We start from the raw sequence: 16285 nt of genomic DNA on the forward strand, positions 1-16285 counted from the left end.
ACTGCGGGACCGCTCTGTTACGCGATGCGTCGCTCCGGCGCGGCGGTGTCGGCGGCTCCCGCTAGCGTCGATCGCATGGCAGATCGTGAGTACGGCTTCAAGACGCGTGCGATCCACGCGGGCAACATCCCCGACGCGGTGACGGGCGCCCGCGCTCTGCCGATCTACCAGACCAGCGCCTTCGTCTTCGACGACACCTCCGACGCCGCGGCCCGCTTCGCGCTGCAGAAGTACGGCAACGTCTACTCGCGCCTGTCGAACCCCACGGTCGCCTCCTTCGAGGAGCGCGTCGCGAGCCTCGAGGGCGGCCTCGGCGCCGTCGCCACGGCCTCCGGGCTCTCGGCGCAGTTCATCACCTTCGCGGCGCTCGTCGGCGCGGGCGACCACGTGGTGTCCTCCGCCAACCTCTACGGCGGATCGATCACCCAGCTCGACGTCACGCTCCGCCGTTTCGGAGTGGACACCACCTTCGTCCGCTCGAGCGACCCGGCCGACTACGCGGCGGCGATCACCGAGAAGACCAAGGTGCTCTACGCCGAGACGATCGCGAACCCCTCCGGCGAGATCGCCGACATCGAGGGCCTCGCCGCGGTCGCGCACGCCGCCGGCATCCCGCTGATCATCGACTCCACGGTCGCCACGCCCTACCTCGTCCGCCCGATCGAGTGGGGCGCCGACATCGTCATCCACTCGGCCACCAAGTTCCTCGGCGGACACGGCACCACGCTCGGCGGCGTCGTCGTCGAGTCGGGGCGCTTCCACTACTCCCCCGAGAAGTTCCCGCTGCTGCACGACCCGGTGGCCTCCTACGGAGACCTGTCGTGGGACGGCAACTTCGGGGAGTACGGCTTCCTCACGCGCCTGCGCGCGGAGCAGCTGCGCGACATCGGGCCGGTCCTCGCTCCGCACTCCGCGTTCCTGCTCGCCCAGGGCGTCGAGACGCTGCCGTACCGGATCCAGGCGCACGTCGACAACGCGCGCCGCGTCGCCGAGTGGCTCGACGCCGACCCCCGCATCGAGGCCGTCTACTGGGCCGGGCTCCCCGCGCACCCGCACCACGACCGTGCGCAGAAGTACCTGCCGAAGGGGCCGGGCTCGGTCTTCAGCTTCGTGGTCAAGGGCGGCCGCGCCGTCGGCCAGACCTTCATCGAATCGGTCGACCTCGCCAGCCACCTCGCCAACATCGGCGACGCGAAGACGCTGGTGATCCACCCCGCCTCGACCACCCACGCCCAGCTCACCGAGGACCAGCTCCTCCACGCGGGCGTCCTCCCCGGACTCGTCCGCCTCTCCGTCGGCATCGAGGACGCGGACGACATCATCTACGATCTCGACCAGGCGCTCGCCCGCGCGGTCGAGGAGCACGGCACTCCCGACGCTCCGACCGAGCTCCCCGAGGACACGACCACCACCCTGCACACCCCGGCCGTGGAGGTCTGAGCATGAGCACCACCGACACCGCCGACACCGCCGACACGGTCGTCCAGCTGTCCAACGGGCTGAGCTGCTCGGTCCCGGCGAACTCGCCGCTGGCGAAGATGCTGCGCTCGCAGCGCACCTGGGTGGGCCCCGACGCCCGCAGGCGACTCGACATCCTCCGCCGCGCGAAGACCGTGGCGATCGTCGGCGCCTCGCCGAACCCGGCCCGCTCCTCCTACTTCGTCGCCACCTACCTGCAGCAGTCGAGCGACTACGAGCTCTACTTCGTGAACCCGAACGCCACCGAGATCCTGGGGCAGCCGGTCTACCGCAGTCTCGCCGAGCTCCCGGTCGTGCCCGACATCGTCGACGTGTTCCGCAAGGCGAGCGACATCCCCGCCGTGATCGACGACGTCCTCGCCGTCGGCGCGCCCACGGTCTGGGTGCAGCTGGGGATCTGGAACCAGGAGGCGGCCGAGTACGGCGAGTCGAAGGGCCTGACCGTCGTGATGGACCGCTGCATCAAGGTCGAGCACGCCCGCTTCCACGGCGGCCTGCACCTGCTCGGCTTCGACACCGGCCAGATCTCGGCGCGCAAGACGCTGCGCTGATCCGCCGCCGACCCTCGTCGACGCCGGATCTCCGTGGCTCCTCGTCGCGGGCGCGGCTCGGGCGGCGCACTCCGCCGGCCCCGGCGTAGTCTCGGTGGATGAGCGCCTACGTCTCCGTCCTCGACCTGTTCAGCGTGGGGATCGGCCCGTCCAGCTCGCACACCGTCGGACCGATGCGCGCCGCCCTCGCCCTCGCCGAGCGGATCCGCGACGCCGGGCTCCTCGGCCGCGTGAGCCGGGTGGGATGCACCCTCTACGGCTCGCTCGGCTCCACCGGGATCGGCCACGGCACCCCCGACGCGGTGGTCGCCGGTCTCGCCGGCCTGGACCCCGAGACGTGCGACCCGGCGCTGGTGCGCGGGGCATGGCAGCGCCTCGACGCGGAGGGGACGATCCTGCTGGCCGGCGAGCAGCGCCTCGCGATGACGCGCGACGACGTCGTCTTCGAGCCGCGCACGAGGCTGCCGGAGCACCCGAACGCCCTCACCTTCAGCGTCTGGGTCGGCGACGACGCGCTGCCGGTGTGGGAGGAGACCTACTACTCGATCGGCGGCGGCTTCATCCGGCGCGCGGGCGAGCGTGCCGAGCTGGCTGCCCTGGCCCCGCACCCCTACCCCTTCGTCTCCGGGCTCGACCTGCTGGCGACCTGCGATCGGACCCGCTCCGGCATCGCCGAGATCGCCGCCGCGAACGAGCGCGCTCTGCACCCCGGGGTCGACATCGACGCCCGCCTCGACGCGATCTGGGACGCCATGGCCGCCTGCGTCGAGCACGGCCTGGCGACCGACGGCGTGCTGCCGGGCGGCCTGGGCGTCCGCCGCCGGGCCTCGGTGCTCCGCGAGCGGCTCGAGGCCTTCGAGGAGGATCCGCTCGACCGCGCCCGCGCGACCTCGGTGGAGTGGCTCCACGCCTTCGCCCTCGCGGTGAACGAGGAGAACGCCGCAGGCGGGCGCGTCGTGACGGCTCCGACGAACGGAGCGGCGGGCATCATCCCCGCCGTCGGGCACTACTACCTCCGCTTCGTCCCGGGCGCCGACCGCGCGGGGCTGCGCCGCTTCCTCCTCACCGCCACCGCGATCGGCTCGCTCTGCAAGACGAACGCCTCGATCTCCGGTGCGGAGGCGGGCTGCCAGGGCGAGGTCGGCTCGGCCTGCGCGATGGCCGCCGGAGCGCTCTGCGCGGTGCTCGGCGGCAGTCCGCGCCAGGTCGAGAACGCGGCCGAGATCGCGATGGAGCACCACCTCGGACTGACCTGCGACCCGGTCGGCGGGCTCGTGCAGATCCCCTGCATCGAGCGGAACGCGATCGCCTCCTCCACCGCCGTGAGCGCAGCCCGCCTCGCGCTGCACGGCGACGGCGACCACCGCGTCTCGCTCGACGCGGTCATCGAGACGATGCGCCAGACCGGCATCGACATGTCGTCGAAGTACAAGGAGACGAGCGAGGGCGGCCTCGCGGTCAACGTCATCGAGTGCTGAGCGCCCGGCGGCGTCCGTGACCGTGCGTGACGCACGGGGGCGCGCCTGTCAGCGGTCGCGCCTACCGTGGGGCGGGTGAGCACCTCCTCCGCCCCGTACCTCGCCCGGCCAATCGTCTCGACCCAGTGGCTCGCCGACCAGCTCGGCCGCGAGCACCTCGTCGTCGTCGACGCCAGCGTGCTGCTCGTGCCCGGCTTCGACGGGCGGCCCGGCTACCTCAGCGGCGACGAGCAGTACCTCCTCGAGGGGCATGTCCCCGGCGCCGTGTTCGGCGACCTGCTCGAGCAGCTGTCGGATCCGGCGGCTCCCCTGCCCTTCACCCGGCTCGACCCGGAGCGCTTCGCCGCCGCGACCGCCGCGCTCGGCATCGACGACGACTCGGTGGTCGTCGTGTACGACTCCGCGGTCGGCCAGTGGGCCTCGCGCGTGTGGTGGCTGCTGCGCTCGGCCGGGCACGACGCCGTCGCGGTGCTCGACGGCGGGCTCCCGGCCTGGCGGCGGGAGGAGCGCCCGATCGAGACGGGGCACGTCGAGCCCGCGGTGAGCGGAGGCATCAGCGTGCGCGAGGAGCGGCCGCTCTGGATCGACAAGGCCGGCGTCGAGAGGGTCGTGCGCGGCGAGGCTCCCGGGGCGCTGGTCTGCGCGGTCCCGCCGAAGGAGTTCACCGGGGAGGAGGGGCGCCGCCCCCGCCTCGGACACCTGCCGGGCTCGCGGAGCGTCCCCGCCGGGCGGCTCGTCGACCGCGCCGACAACACGCTCCTGCCGCCGGAGCGGCTGCGGTCGCTGTTCGGAGACGCTCTCCAGGCCGAGCGGATCGTCCTCTACTGCGGGGGCGGGATCGCCGCGACGGCCGATGCACTCGCACTGGCGGTGCTCGGAGTCCACACGGCGGTCGTCTACGACGGCTCGCTCAACGAGTGGGCCGCCGACCCCGCGGCGCCGCTGGTGGTCACGGCCGCGTGAGCAGCTCCTCCGGGAGGCGGGTCGTCGGCAGGGCGCAGACGAAGGCCTCGCAGGAGTAGGCGGTCGGCAGCCCCTCCCGCGAGATCCGCCCCTCGAACAGCTCGAAGCCCGCGTCCGCCCAGTCCCGGGCGCCCTCGTCGGACACGCCGACCAGCACGCCGATCCCGGCGGACCGCGCGCCCTGCACCGCCTCCGCCGCGCCGGGGCCCACGACGACCAGCTGCCGCACCGGGCGAGCCAGCCGCGAAGCAAGCCCGAGCACGGCGCCGAAGCCCATCGGCCGGCGGATCGCGCCCGGAGCGATCGAGGCGACGACCGCCTCGGCCGCCTCCCGGTAGCGCTGCGATCCGGTGAGCAGGTACAGCTCGTGCGCCGCGTCCGCCGTCGCCGACAGGCCGGAGGGGTAGGCGCCCTCGGAGGGATCGGCCGCGAGCAGGAGTCCCCGCGCGGTCAGCGCCGGGTCCCCTCCCCCGGGCAGCGCGAACGGCAGCGGGCCGTCGGCCGCGTCGAGCGCGCCGTCGATCAGGGTGCGCGCCGCGACCGCGTAGAGCGGGCGGCCCTCCGCCAGGGCGAGCTCGAGGAGCCCGCCGGCCAGCATCCCGAGGTCCTCCAGCGCCGGGCGGGCCGCGGAGACGGCACCGTCGAGGGAGGCGCGCACCGCGACGCGGCCGTCGACGAGGTGCCGCTGCAGCACCGCGTCCGCCGCGCCCCGGGCGGCGTCGATCCACTCCTCCCGTCCGAGCACGCGTCCGGCGCGGGCGAGCGCGCGGATCGCCAGGCCGTTCCAGCCGGTGACGACCTTCTCGTCGAGAGCGGGAGGCGCGAGGCGGGACCGGTCCTCGGCGAGGTAGTAGCCGCCCTCCGAGCGCTGGCCGTCGACGATGCTCTCCGAGTCCTGCGCCGATGCGAGGCCGCCGCCCGGCCGCTCGAGAGTGGTCAGGAGGAACGCGGCGACGCCCTCCGCGATCCCGGTCAGCTCCTCCACCCGGGCGCCCTCGTGCCCGAGCAGGACGGCCGCGACGTCGAGCAGCTGCGCGTTGTCGTACAGCATCCGCTCGTAGTGCGGATCGCTCCAGTCGGCCTGCGTCGCGTAGCGGAAGAAACCCCCGTCGCGGTCGCGGAGCGGGGACGCGGCCAGCGCGAGCAGCGTGCGCTCGGCGAGCGCCGCTCCCGAGGGCCGCGAGGCCAGGAACCCGAGCACGGGGGCCACCGGGAACTTCGGGGCGCCGCCGAAACCGCCGTGCACCCGGTCCTCCTCGTCCTCGAGTGCGCGGACGGCGCCGTCGAGCTCGGCGTCGCCGGGCAGCGCGGAGTCGGCGGGCAGCGCCGCGGTCGCCTCGCGCAGGGCCGCGGCCAGGCCGCCCGCCGTCGCCTGCACCTCGTCGCGCCGCAGCCGCCACGCCTCCGAGACCGCGTCGAGGACGTCCGAGAAGGCGGGCACGCCGCCGACGGCGCGCGGCGGGAAGTAGGTGCCGGCGAAGAAGGTCTCGCCGGCGGGGGTGGCGAAGGCCGTCAGCGGCCAGCCGAGCTGCCGGGTGAACGCGCTCGCGGCCGTCAGGTAGGCCGTGTCGACGTCCGGGTGCTCCTCGCGGTCGACCTTCACCGCGACGAAGTCCGCGTTCAGCCGCGCGGCGAGCACCGGATCCGAGAACGACTCCCGCGCCATCACGTGGCACCAGTGGCAGGTGGAGTAGCCGATCGACATCATCACCGGGACGTCGCGGCGCACCGCCTCGGCGAACGCCTCCTCGCCCCAGGGGAACCAGTCGACCGGATTGTCCGCGTGCGAGCGGAGGTAGGGGCTGACACTGGAGCGCAGACGATCGGGCATGCGCTCCACGCTAGACGCGGGCGGAGCCTGCGGTGAGGGGGTTGCCGCGGGACGGAGGGCAGGAGGTCCGCGGAGCGCCGACGTCCGCGGGTCTCCCCCGCCGTAGGGCCGCCCGACCGCTCAGCGCTCGAAGAACCAGCCCGACGGCCGCTCCGTGCCGCGCACGACCGTGCCGCCTCCGCCGCTCCCGCCGCGACGGCCCACCGCCAGGTAGGCGAGGCTGCCGATGAACGGCGCGATCACGATGAACGCCACCCAGGAGACCTTCGCGACCTTCGAGAGCCTCGGGTTCGACAGCACGCCCCGGATCGCGAAGAGCAGCAGCACGATGTTCAGCACGACCAGCAGGGACTGCGGATTCATCGGGGTGCTCCACGGGATCGTGCGCCGCGGTCGACCGGCGCCGGAGCGCCCGACCGGGCAGGGTGGCCCGCGATGATTCACGAGACAGGGCATTGTCGCACGCGGCGTAGGATGGAGGGCTCATGTCAGACGTGCTCAGCATCCGCTACCCGCCCGAACTCCCCGTGTCGGCGCGGCGCGAGGACATCGCCGCCGCGATCCGCGACCACCAGGTGGTCATCGTCGCCGGCGCGACCGGATCGGGCAAGACGACCCAGCTGCCGAAGATCTGCCTCGAGCTCGGCCGCGAGAGCATCGCGCACACGCAGCCCCGGCGCATCGCCGCGCGCACCATCGCCGAGCGCATCGCGGAGGAGCTCGACGACGAGGTCGGCGGGCTGGTCGGCTACCAGGTCCGGTTCACCGACAAGGTGTCCGCCTCGACGCGGATCAAGCTGATGACCGACGGCATCCTGCTCAACGAGATGAACCACGACCGGATGCTCAGCCGGTACGACACGATCATCATCGACGAGGCGCACGAGCGCAGCCTCAACATCGACTTCCTCCTGGGCTACCTGCACCGCCTGCTGCCGCAGCGCCCCGACCTGAAGGTGATCATCACCTCGGCGACGATCGATCCGCAGAGCTTCGCGGCCCACTTCGCCGACGCCGCCGGCGAGCCCGCGCCGATCATCGAGGTCTCCGGCCGCACCTACCCGGTCGAGATCCGCTACCGCCCGCTGGTCGCCGAGGAGCCGGAGGAGGACGACGACACCGACGTCCCCGACGCGACGAGCGGCAGCCGCGACCTGATGACCGGCATCGCCGACGCCCTGGCCGAGCTGGCGCGCGAGGATCCGGGCGACGTCCTGGTGTTCCTCTCGGGCGAGAACGAGATCCGCGACGCCGAGGACGCCATCCGGGGCCGGAACCTGCCGGGCACCGAGGTGCTCCCCCTCTACGGGCGCCTGTCGGCGGCCGATCAGCACCGCGTCTTCGAGAAGGGGCGCACCCCCGGCGTCCGCCGCCGCGTCGTGCTCGCGACCAACGTGGCGGAGACGAGCCTCACCGTCCCCGGGATCCGCTACGTGATCGACGGCGGCACGGCCCGCATCTCGCGCTACAGCGCGCGCTCGAAGGTGCAGCGGCTGCCGATCGAGGCGGTGTCGCAGGCCTCCGCGAACCAGCGCTCCGGCCGCTCGGGCCGCACCAGCGCGGGCATCGCGATCCGCCTCTACTCCGAGGAGGACCACCTCCGCCGCCCCGAGTACACCGATCCCGAGATCCTGCGCACGGGCCTGGCCGCGGTCATCCTGCAGATGATCTCGCTCGGACTGGGCGACATCGCCTCGTTCCCGTTCCTCACTCCGCCCGACTCCCGCGGCATCAAGGACGGCCTCGACCTGCTCACGGAGCTCGGCGCCCTCCGCGTCCCCGGCTCCCCCTCCGCCGCCTCCGCTGCTCCACGGGATGCCGCTCCGGTGCGCGGCACGCCGCCGAGCGCGCACTCGAGCGGCATCCCGCGCAAGGGGGCGGAGGCCGCGCCGCAGCTCACGCGCATCGGGCGCGACCTCGCGCGGCTCCCCATCGATCCGCGCTTCGGCCGGATGGTGATCGAGTCACGCCGCCACGGCGTCAGCCGCGAGGTGATGGCGATCGTCGCGGGCCTCACGATCCAGGACGTCCGCGAGCGCCCGCTCGAGCGCCGCGCGCAGGCCGACCAGCAGCACGCGCGGTTCGTCGATCCCACCAGCGACTTCCTCACCCTGCTGAACCTCTGGAACTACGTGGAGGAGAAGCAGGAGGAGCTCTCCTCGAGCGCCTTCCGGCGCCTGTGCAAGGCCGAGTACCTCAACTACCTGCGCGTGCGCGAGTGGCAGGACGTGTTCCGCCAGCTGCGCCAACTCGCGCGCCCCCTCAAGCTCGAGCTGGGCGAGCCGAAGGTCGACCCCGACGGGATCCACCGGAGCCTCCTGGCCGGCCTGCTCTCGCACCTGGGCATCAAGGACACCACCTCGCAGCAGGCGCAGCGCGCGGCGAAGAGCCGCGAGCGCCAGAACGTGCAGTACATCGGCGCCCGCAACGCGAAGTTCTCGATCTTCCCCGGCAGCGCCCTGGCCAAGAAGCTCCCCGACGCGGTGATGAGCGCCGAGCTGGTCGAGACCAGCCGCCTCTTCGCTCGCTCGAACGCCGCGATCGATCCGGCCTGGGCCGAGGCGATCGCGGGCGACCTCGTCAAGCGGCAGTTCAGCGAGCCGCACTGGGAGAAGGCCCAGGGCGCGGCCGTCGCCTACGAGAAGGTCACGCTCTACGGCGTGCCGATCATCGCCCGCCGCCGCGTGCAGTTCTCGCGGATCGACGCCTCGTACGCCCGCGAGCTGTTCATCCGGCACGCCCTCGTCGAGGGCGAGTGGGAGTCGCGCCACGCCTTCGACCGCAAGAACCGGGCCCTGCGGGCCGAGCTCGAGCGGCTGGAGGAGCGCACGCGCCGCCGCGACCTGCTCGTCGACGACGAGGCCGTGTTCGACTTCTACGACCGCCGACTCCCGCGCGACATCACCTCGGTGCGCTCGTTCGACTCCTGGTGGCGGACGACCCAGCACGACGAGCCCGACCTGCTGACGATGACGCAGGAGACGCTCCTCCCCGAGGACGCGGAGCAGATCGACGAGACCGCGTTCCCCACGCAGTGGCGCCAGGCCGACCAGCGCTTCCGCCTCTCGTACCGGTTCGAGCCGGGGACGGAGGAGGACGGAGTGACGGTGCACGTGCCGCTCGCGCTCCTGCCCCGCGTGACGCCCCTCGGCTTCGACTGGCTGGTGCCGGGACTCCGGGCCGAGCTGGTCACCGCGATGATCAAGGCGCTGCCCAAGCACCTGCGCCGGAACGTGGTGCCCGCGAACGACTGGGCGCGCAAGCTCACCGCGTCCCTGCCGCACGACGTGCCGAACCCGCCGACGGAGTCGTTCGCGGCGACCCTGGCCGGAGCGATCCGCCGCGAGGCCGGCGTGGTGGTGCAGCCCGAGGACTTCGACCTCGAGCGCATCCCCTCGCACCTGCGGGTCACCTTCGCCGTCGCCGACGAGCGGGGGCGCACGGTCGCCGCCGGCAAGGAGCTCGCCCCGCTGGCCGAGCGCCTGCGCGGCCGAGTCCGCGACGAGGTCGCCCGCGTGGTCGAGGCCCGGGTCCCCGACGCGCTCGAGCGCCGGGGCCTGAAGACCTGGGACATGCCGGAGCTGCCCCGCGTCACCGATACCCGGCAGGGCGGGAACACCATCCGCGCCTACCCCGCCCTGATCGACGACGGCGACTCGGTCTCGATCCGCCTGCTGGCCACGGCCGAGGACCAGGCGCGCGAGCACCCGAGAGGCGTCCGCCGCCTCCTCCTGCTCGCGACGCCGAGCCCCGTCGCCTACGTGCAGCAGCACCTCACCTCGAACGAGAAGCTCGTGCTCGCGCAGAGCCCGTACCAGAACACGACCGCGCTCTTCACCGACTGCCTGCTCGCCTGCGTCGACGCGGTCCTCTGGCGGATGAAGCCCGACGGGATGCTCTTCCTCCGCGCCGAGTTCGACGCCGTGCGCGACCGGGTCTCGGCGAGCGTCATGGACGCGATGTTCGAGACCGTGAAGACGGTCACGACGATCCTCACCACCGCCCGGGGCGTCGAGAAGGCGCTCAAGGCCTCGACGAGCATGGCGCTCCTGCCCGCCCTCACGGATGCGCGGGAGCAGCTCTCCGGCCTGGTCTACCCGGGTTTCGTCTCGGCGACCGGAGTGGAGCGGATGCGGCACGTCCCGCGCTACCTCGGCGGGATCACCGAGCGCTTCGGAAAGATCGCCGAGAACGTCGGGCGCGACCGCGTCTGGCTGAACGAGGTGCAGGCGGCCCAGGAGCTCTACCGCTCGGCAGGCGGCGTCGTGCCGCTGCCCGCGCACGCCCCGGAGCGGATCGCGCGCGCCCGCTGGATGATCGAGGAGCTGCGGGTGAGCTTCTTCGCGCAGTCGCTCGGCACCGCCGAGAGCGTGTCGCTGCAGCGGATCCGCAAGGTGCTGGCCGGCTGACGCGCCCCTCCGCCGAGGGAACCGCGACCCGTCGAGGGGCCCTCGGGCAGCGGTCTCCCTCGACGAACCGCAGTCCCCTCCGGAGCGCTAGTGTCGTCCGGTGGGCAGCTACACCGATCTCCTGAAGACCCCCGGGGTGGGGCGCATCATCCTCGCGCAGCTGACCGCGCGCTTCCCGTTCGGGATGCTCTCGCTGGCGTTCCTCCTGCACGTGGAGCGGGTGCACCACTCCTACGCCGCCGCCGGCCTGGTGCTCGGCTCGATGTCGATCGGGCAGGCCATCGCCGGGCCGCTGACCAGCCGCCTGATGGGGCGGCTCGGGATGCGCCGCGTGCTGACGATCACCCTCGTGGTCTGCGCGGGCGCGATCATCGCGATGGCCGTGCTCCCGCTCGAGGTGTGGCAGTTCGTCGTGATCGGATTCATCGCCGGCCTGAGCATGCCGCCGGTGCAGCCGGCCGTGCGGACCATCTACCCCAAGATGGTCACCAGCTCGCAGCTGACCCCGCTCTTCTCGCTCGACGCCTCCGCGCAGGAGATCATCTGGGTGCTCGGCCCGGTGCTGGCGACGCTCGTGTCGATCCAGGTGTCGACGGTCGCGGGCATCCTGACCGCCGCCGCGTTCCTGATCGGCGGCGGGATCTGGTTCATCGCCTCGCCCGAGGTGGGCCGCGTCCGCATCCCGCGCTCGAAGCGCCGCCTCGGCGTGGTGCTCACGAAGCCCCCGGTGCTGCTGGCCACGGTCGTCGGCTTCCTCCTGATCGGCGCCTGCTCGGCGGTCGAGGCGGGCGTGGTCGCGGTGTTCGGCGAGGGCGGAGTCGAGTCGGGTGTCGTGCTCGCCGTGTTCGCGGCGGGCTCCCTGGTCGGCGGCCTCGCCCTCGGCCACATCCCGATCAGCCGGTGGGCGACCGCGCGGCGGATGCTGATCGTCACGGTCGGCATGGGCCTGGCGGCGGTCTCGACCGACTTCTGGTGGCTGTGCGTCACGCTGTTCCTCGCCGGCATCGGCATCGCCCCCGCTCTCGCGGCGCTGTTCGCGATCACCGCCTCGAGCGTGCGCTTCTCGGACACGGCGGAGGCCTACGGCTGGGTCGGCACCGGTCAGCTGATCGGCGCGGCGCTGGGCTCCGCGATCGCCGGCGTGCAGATCGACCAGGCCGGGCCGACCGCCGCCATCGCCGTCGCCGCTGCCTTCGCCCTGGTCGGCTTCCTGGTGCCCCTGCTCGGCCGCCGGTACCACCCGGATCTCCGCGGGCGCGACGCCAGCCCGCTGCCCGACACCGAGCCGGTCACGCTGCCCTCCTAGGCCGCCACCCCGGTTGTCCGGCGCCTGTCGGGCACCCTAGGGTGAAGGCCCACGACGACGAGGGGACGGCATGGGACTGCGGGAGGACGCGGAGGAGCTGGTGCGCGAGCACCGGCGCGCCGCCGCCCGGACCGACCTCCTCGACCCCTGGTCCGATCCGGAGACCCCGGAGTGGTGCACGGAGCTCGCCGCCGCGCTCTGGCAGGGGTCCTTCCGCCCGAGTCCCGTCTACTTCCGCCGCGAGGAGTCCTCGCACGCCTGGCGCGGCCCGCACTCGACCCGCCTGCACCACCTCGGCTACGGGTGGCAGCTCACCGCGCACCGCGAGCAGCACGGGGTCGTCGCCTCCGAGACGGCGGTGGTCCTCGAGACGGGCTCCCTCTGGTGGGGTCTCGGCATCGGCCGGCGCCCCGTGCGCGCGCTCCGCGGCCGGCTCGGCGTCGAGGGCCTGCAGGCGGGCCACGACGTGCACTTCGCCGTGCGCGGCATCGACGAGCGCAGCGACGCGGAGCGCGCCGAGCGGCGCCTCCTCTTCGGGGTGGCCGGTGTCGCGGCGCTGATCGAGGACGACGTGCACGTGGGACCGCACGGCGAGCTCGACTGGAGCGTCTGAGGCGCATGACAGCATGGGAGGCATGAGCGTCCCCCTGATCCCCCTCAACGACGGCCGCGCGATCCCCCAGCTCGGGCTCGGCGTGTACAAGATCGGCGACGAGGAGGCGGCCCGCACGGTCGCCGTCGCCCTGGAGGCCGGCTACCGGCACGTCGACACCGCCACCCTCTACGGCAACGAGCGCGGAGTCGGCGAGGGGATCCGCGCGAGCGGCCTCCCCCGCGAGCAGGTCTTCGTGACGACCAAGGTGTGGAACGACGACCACGGCTTCGACGAGACGCTCGCCGCCTTCGACCGGAGCCTCGAGCTGCTCGGCACCGACTACGTCGACCTCTACCTCGTGCACTGGCCGATCCCCTCGCGCGACCGCTACGTCGACACCTACCGTGCCCTCGAGCGCCTGCAGAGCGAGGGGCGGGCCCGCTCGATCGGCGTCTCGAACTTCGCCGAGGAGCACGTGCAGCGCCTGCTCGACGAGACGGGAGTGGTGCCCGCGATCAACCAGGTCGAGCTGCACCCGCGGCTGCCCCAGGAGGAGCTGCGCGCCTTCGACGCCGCCCACGGGATCGTCACCGAGGCGTGGTCGCCGCTGGCCCGCGGGCGCCTCCTCGACGAGCCGGCCCTGGCCCGCGTCGCCGCGAAGCACGGCGTCTCGCCGGCGCAGGCGGTGCTGCGCTGGCATGTGCAGCTCGGCGTCGTCGTGATCCCGAAGTCGGTGACGCCGGAGCGGATCCGCGAGAACCTGGACGTCTTCGGCTTCGCCCTGGACGACGAGGACCTCGCCGCGATCGCCGGGCTCGCGACCGGTGAGCGCACCGGCCGCGACCCGCGCTTCGACTGAGGCTCCGGCGATGACGGCGGGCAGGGTCCTGCTCCTGCACGGCCTGGGCGGCTCGGGCCGCACCTGGTGGCGGCTGAGCCGCGAGCTGACCGCGGCGGGCTGGAGCGTCTCCGCTCCCGACCTGCGCGGACACGGCGACGGGCCGCGCGGCGGCTCCTCCCGCCACGACGCCTACGCCGACGACGCCCTCGCGCGGGGACCGTTCGACCTCGTCGTCGGGCACTCGCTCGGCGGAGCGGTCGCGGTGCGCGCCGCCGCCCGCGACTCCGGCTGGGCGGGGCGCCTGGCGCTGCTGGACCCGGTGCTCCGGCTCGCCCCGGAGCAGCGGGCCGCCGTCCGCGCGGGCGAGCTCGCCGGTCTCGCGGTCTCGGCCGAGGAGCTCGCTGTCGCGCAGCCGCTCTGGGACGAGCGGGACCGGGCCGAGAAGCTCGCCGCGGTGCGGGCCGCCGATCCGGCCGCGGTCGCCGCGACGATCGACGACAACGACCCGTGGGACCTGCTGGCGGACCTGCCGGGCCTCCGCCCGCCGGTCCTCGTGCTGGCCGGCGACCCGCAGGTCGAGACGCTGCTCCCTCCCTCCCTCGCTGCCCTGGTGCTGCGCGCGAATCCGCGCATCCGGTACGCGGTCGTGGCGGGCGCAGGTCACAGCCCCCACCGCGACCGTCCGGAGGAGACGCTCGCGATGCTCCGCGAGTGGGCCGAGAGCCCGGCGACGGCCTGACCGACCCGCCGGCCCGGTCCGTGTTTCGTCCGGATGAAATCTGGCAGGGGGGACTGGGCCGCACCGTTTCCTGTGAATACCCTCGCAGAGGACGCGATCCCCTCCCAGTCTTCGGGAGGTGCGCGTCGGGGCCGCCGACGCGGCGGCCCGTTCTCGAGGAGAGGGAGCCCCAGTGGCGCGAACCACCACGAACACCCCGAGCGGCCGCCGACGCCGCTCGCTGATCGGCTCGAGCGCGATGATCGGAGCGGGCGCCCTCGTCGCCGGCTTCGCCTTCGCGCCGACGGCGAGCGCCGTCGAGCCGGTCGACTTCGCCGACACCGTCACGGTCGACGGCATCATGACCCACCTGGAGGCGCTTCAGGCGATCGCGGACGCCAACGGCGGCACCCGCGCGATCGGCACTCCGGGCTACGAGCTGAGCGGCGCGTACGTCGAGAAGGTCCTCGCGGACGCCGGCTACACGACGCAGCGCCAGGACTTCACCACCGCGACGCAGACGATCGACGCGTTCACGCTGACCACCGGCACCGGCGCCGTCGGCACGCCGATGGAGTTCACTCCGTCGACGCCCGAGGGCGGCGTGACCGGCGAGCTCATCGCCCCCGTCGATCCGCTCGGCTGCACCACGGACGCCTGGACCGGCCTCGACGCCACCGGGAAGGTCGCGCTCGTCAGCCGCGGCTCCTGCAGCTTCCTCGAGAAGTCGGTCGCCGCCGGTGCCGCCGGCGCCGCCGCGATCATCATCTACGACAACGCGCCGAGCGACGCCCTCAACGGGACGTTCGGCGGACAGGACGCGGCCGCCGTCCCCGGCGTCGGCGTCACGCAGGCCGAGGGGCAGGCGCTGCTGGCGTCGCTCCCCGCGAGCGTCTCGGTCCTCATCGACCAGACGACGACCGAGGTGGAGACCTTCAACATCGTCACGGAGACGCCGGGCGGCGACCACGACAACGTGGTCATGCTCGGCGCGCACCTCGACAGCGTGCCCGCCGGCCCCGGCATCAACGACAACGGCTCCGGATCCGCGACGCTGCTCGAGACGGCCGTGCAGCTGGCCGCCGCGGGCGACACGACCAACGCGGTCCGCTTCGCCTGGTGGGGCGCCGAGGAGGTGGGCCTGGTCGGCTCCTACACCTACGTCGACTCCCTGACGGAGGAGGACGCCTCGAAGATCGCGACCTACATGAACTTCGACATGGTCGCCTCGCCGAACTACGTGATCTCCGTCTACGACGCGGACCAGTCCACCTACGAGGCCCCCGTGGACGTGCCCGCCGGCTCGATCGCGACCGAGAAGGCGTTCACCGACTACTTCGACTCGATCGACCAGCCCTGGATCGACACCGCGTTCGACGGCCGCAGCGACTACGACGGCTTCATCTCGGTCGGCATCCCGTCCTCGGGCGTCTTCACCGGCGCCGACGACGTCAAGACGGAGGAGGAGGTCGCGCTGTTCGGCGGCACCGCCGGCATCACGCACGACCCGAACTACCACTCCGCCGCCGATGACATCGACAACATCAACCAGGAGGCGCTCGGCATCACGTCGAAGGCCATCGCCTTCGTGACCGCCTCGTTCGCCTCGGACACCTCCGCGATCGACGCCGAGAAGGACCCGACCACGCCGACCCCGACGCCGGAGCCCACCGTGGCCCCGACCGCCGAGCCGACCGTCACTCCGACCGCGCAGCCGACCGTCGCCCCGACGACCGCGCCCACCACCGCACCGACGGCCGCTCCCACTCCGAGCAGCACGCCGACCGCCGTGGCCCCGCACCCCGGCGGCCGCCCGCCCCTGGCCTCGACGGGCGCCGACATCGGCCTGCCGCTGGGCCTCGGCGGACTGCTGATCACCGGCGGCGTCGGCGGGCTCCTGCTCGCCGCGCTGCGCCGCCGAAGCGCCGAGCGCGGCTAGCCGCCACCGCCCCGGAGCCGTCCGGTCGTCGCCCCGCGCGACGACCGGACGGCTCCGTCGTTCCGCCCTGAGGGGACCCCGGACCGTCGAGCTGCGGCGGGTCCCTTCGACGGTCGGGGGCTCCCTCACGTCCGACAGGGCTTCCGGCGGCCGGGGGACACGGTGTTCACTGGGC

Annotated in this window: 12 protein-coding genes; 10 read left to right on the plus strand and 2 right to left on the minus strand. The window is 73.4% G+C overall.

Annotated elements, in window-relative coordinates:
• Window positions 1-75: 75 nt before the first annotated feature.
• The 4 genes from C5B95_RS08360 to C5B95_RS08375 all read left to right on the plus strand — a co-directional run bounded on the left by C5B95_RS08360 (window position 76) and on the right by C5B95_RS08375 (window position 4471).
• Complete coding sequence (locus C5B95_RS08360; RefSeq protein WP_104226921.1) at window positions 76-1440, plus strand: O-acetylhomoserine aminocarboxypropyltransferase/cysteine synthase family protein; 1365 nt, start codon at window positions 76-78, stop codon at window positions 1438-1440.
• Window positions 1441-1442: 2 nt separating this feature from the next.
• Complete coding sequence (locus C5B95_RS08365; protein WP_104348925.1) at window positions 1443-2030, plus strand: CoA-binding protein; 588 nt, start codon at window positions 1443-1445, stop codon at window positions 2028-2030.
• 98 nt (window positions 2031-2128) lie between these two features.
• Window positions 2129-3508, plus strand: a complete 1380-nt coding sequence (locus C5B95_RS08370; protein ID WP_104247354.1) for an L-serine ammonia-lyase — start codon at window positions 2129-2131, stop codon at window positions 3506-3508.
• 75 nt (window positions 3509-3583) lie between these two features.
• Entirely contained in the window at window positions 3584-4471 is an 888-nt protein-coding gene (locus C5B95_RS08375; RefSeq protein ID WP_146076544.1) for a sulfurtransferase, read from the plus strand.
• On the opposite strand, the gene C5B95_RS08380 is transcribed toward C5B95_RS08375, so the two are convergent.
• Both C5B95_RS08380 and C5B95_RS08385 read right to left on the minus strand, forming a co-directional pair.
• A complete protein-coding gene (locus tag C5B95_RS08380) occupies window positions 4458-6302 on the minus strand; it encodes a thioredoxin domain-containing protein (protein WP_104347371.1) in 1845 nt (614 codons plus the stop codon). The genes C5B95_RS08375 and C5B95_RS08380 overlap by 14 nt on opposite strands.
• Before the next feature lie 120 nt (window positions 6303-6422).
• The gene (locus tag C5B95_RS08385) at window positions 6423-6665 is read right to left on the minus strand and encodes a PLDc N-terminal domain-containing protein (RefSeq protein ID WP_160033960.1); all 243 of its coding nucleotides are present in this window, start codon (window positions 6663-6665) and stop codon (window positions 6423-6425) included.
• A 122-nt stretch (window positions 6666-6787) separates the two neighbouring features.
• On the opposite strand from C5B95_RS08385, the gene hrpA reads away from it, so the two are divergent.
• The 6 genes from hrpA (at window position 6788) to C5B95_RS08415 (ending at window position 16110) form a co-directional block, all read left to right on the plus strand.
• Complete coding sequence (hrpA, locus tag C5B95_RS08390) at window positions 6788-10711, plus strand: ATP-dependent RNA helicase HrpA (RefSeq protein ID WP_104348926.1); 3924 nt, start codon at window positions 6788-6790, stop codon at window positions 10709-10711.
• Window positions 10712-10811: 100 nt separating this feature from the next.
• Window positions 10812-12017, plus strand: a complete 1206-nt coding sequence (locus C5B95_RS08395) for an MFS transporter (RefSeq protein WP_104348927.1) — start codon at window positions 10812-10814, stop codon at window positions 12015-12017.
• 70 nt (window positions 12018-12087) lie between these two features.
• The gene (locus C5B95_RS08400) at window positions 12088-12630 is read left to right on the plus strand and encodes a hypothetical protein (protein WP_104348928.1); all 543 of its coding nucleotides are present in this window, start codon (window positions 12088-12090) and stop codon (window positions 12628-12630) included.
• Window positions 12631-12652: 22 nt separating this feature from the next.
• The gene (locus tag C5B95_RS08405; RefSeq protein ID WP_104222368.1) at window positions 12653-13471 is read left to right on the plus strand and encodes an aldo/keto reductase; all 819 of its coding nucleotides are present in this window, start codon (window positions 12653-12655) and stop codon (window positions 13469-13471) included.
• A gap of 10 nt (window positions 13472-13481) precedes the next feature.
• A complete protein-coding gene (locus tag C5B95_RS08410) occupies window positions 13482-14192 on the plus strand; it encodes an alpha/beta fold hydrolase (RefSeq protein ID WP_104267539.1) in 711 nt (236 codons plus the stop codon).
• Window positions 14193-14364: 172 nt separating this feature from the next.
• On the plus strand, window positions 14365-16110 hold the full coding sequence (locus C5B95_RS08415; RefSeq protein ID WP_104348930.1) for a M28 family peptidase: 1746 nt from the start codon (window positions 14365-14367) through the stop codon (window positions 16108-16110).
• Window positions 16111-16285: the final 175 nt, after the last annotated feature.

Source organism: Rathayibacter sp. AY1A7, assembly GCF_002930845.1.
Taxonomy (GTDB): Bacteria; Actinomycetota; Actinomycetes; order Actinomycetales; family Microbacteriaceae; genus Rathayibacter.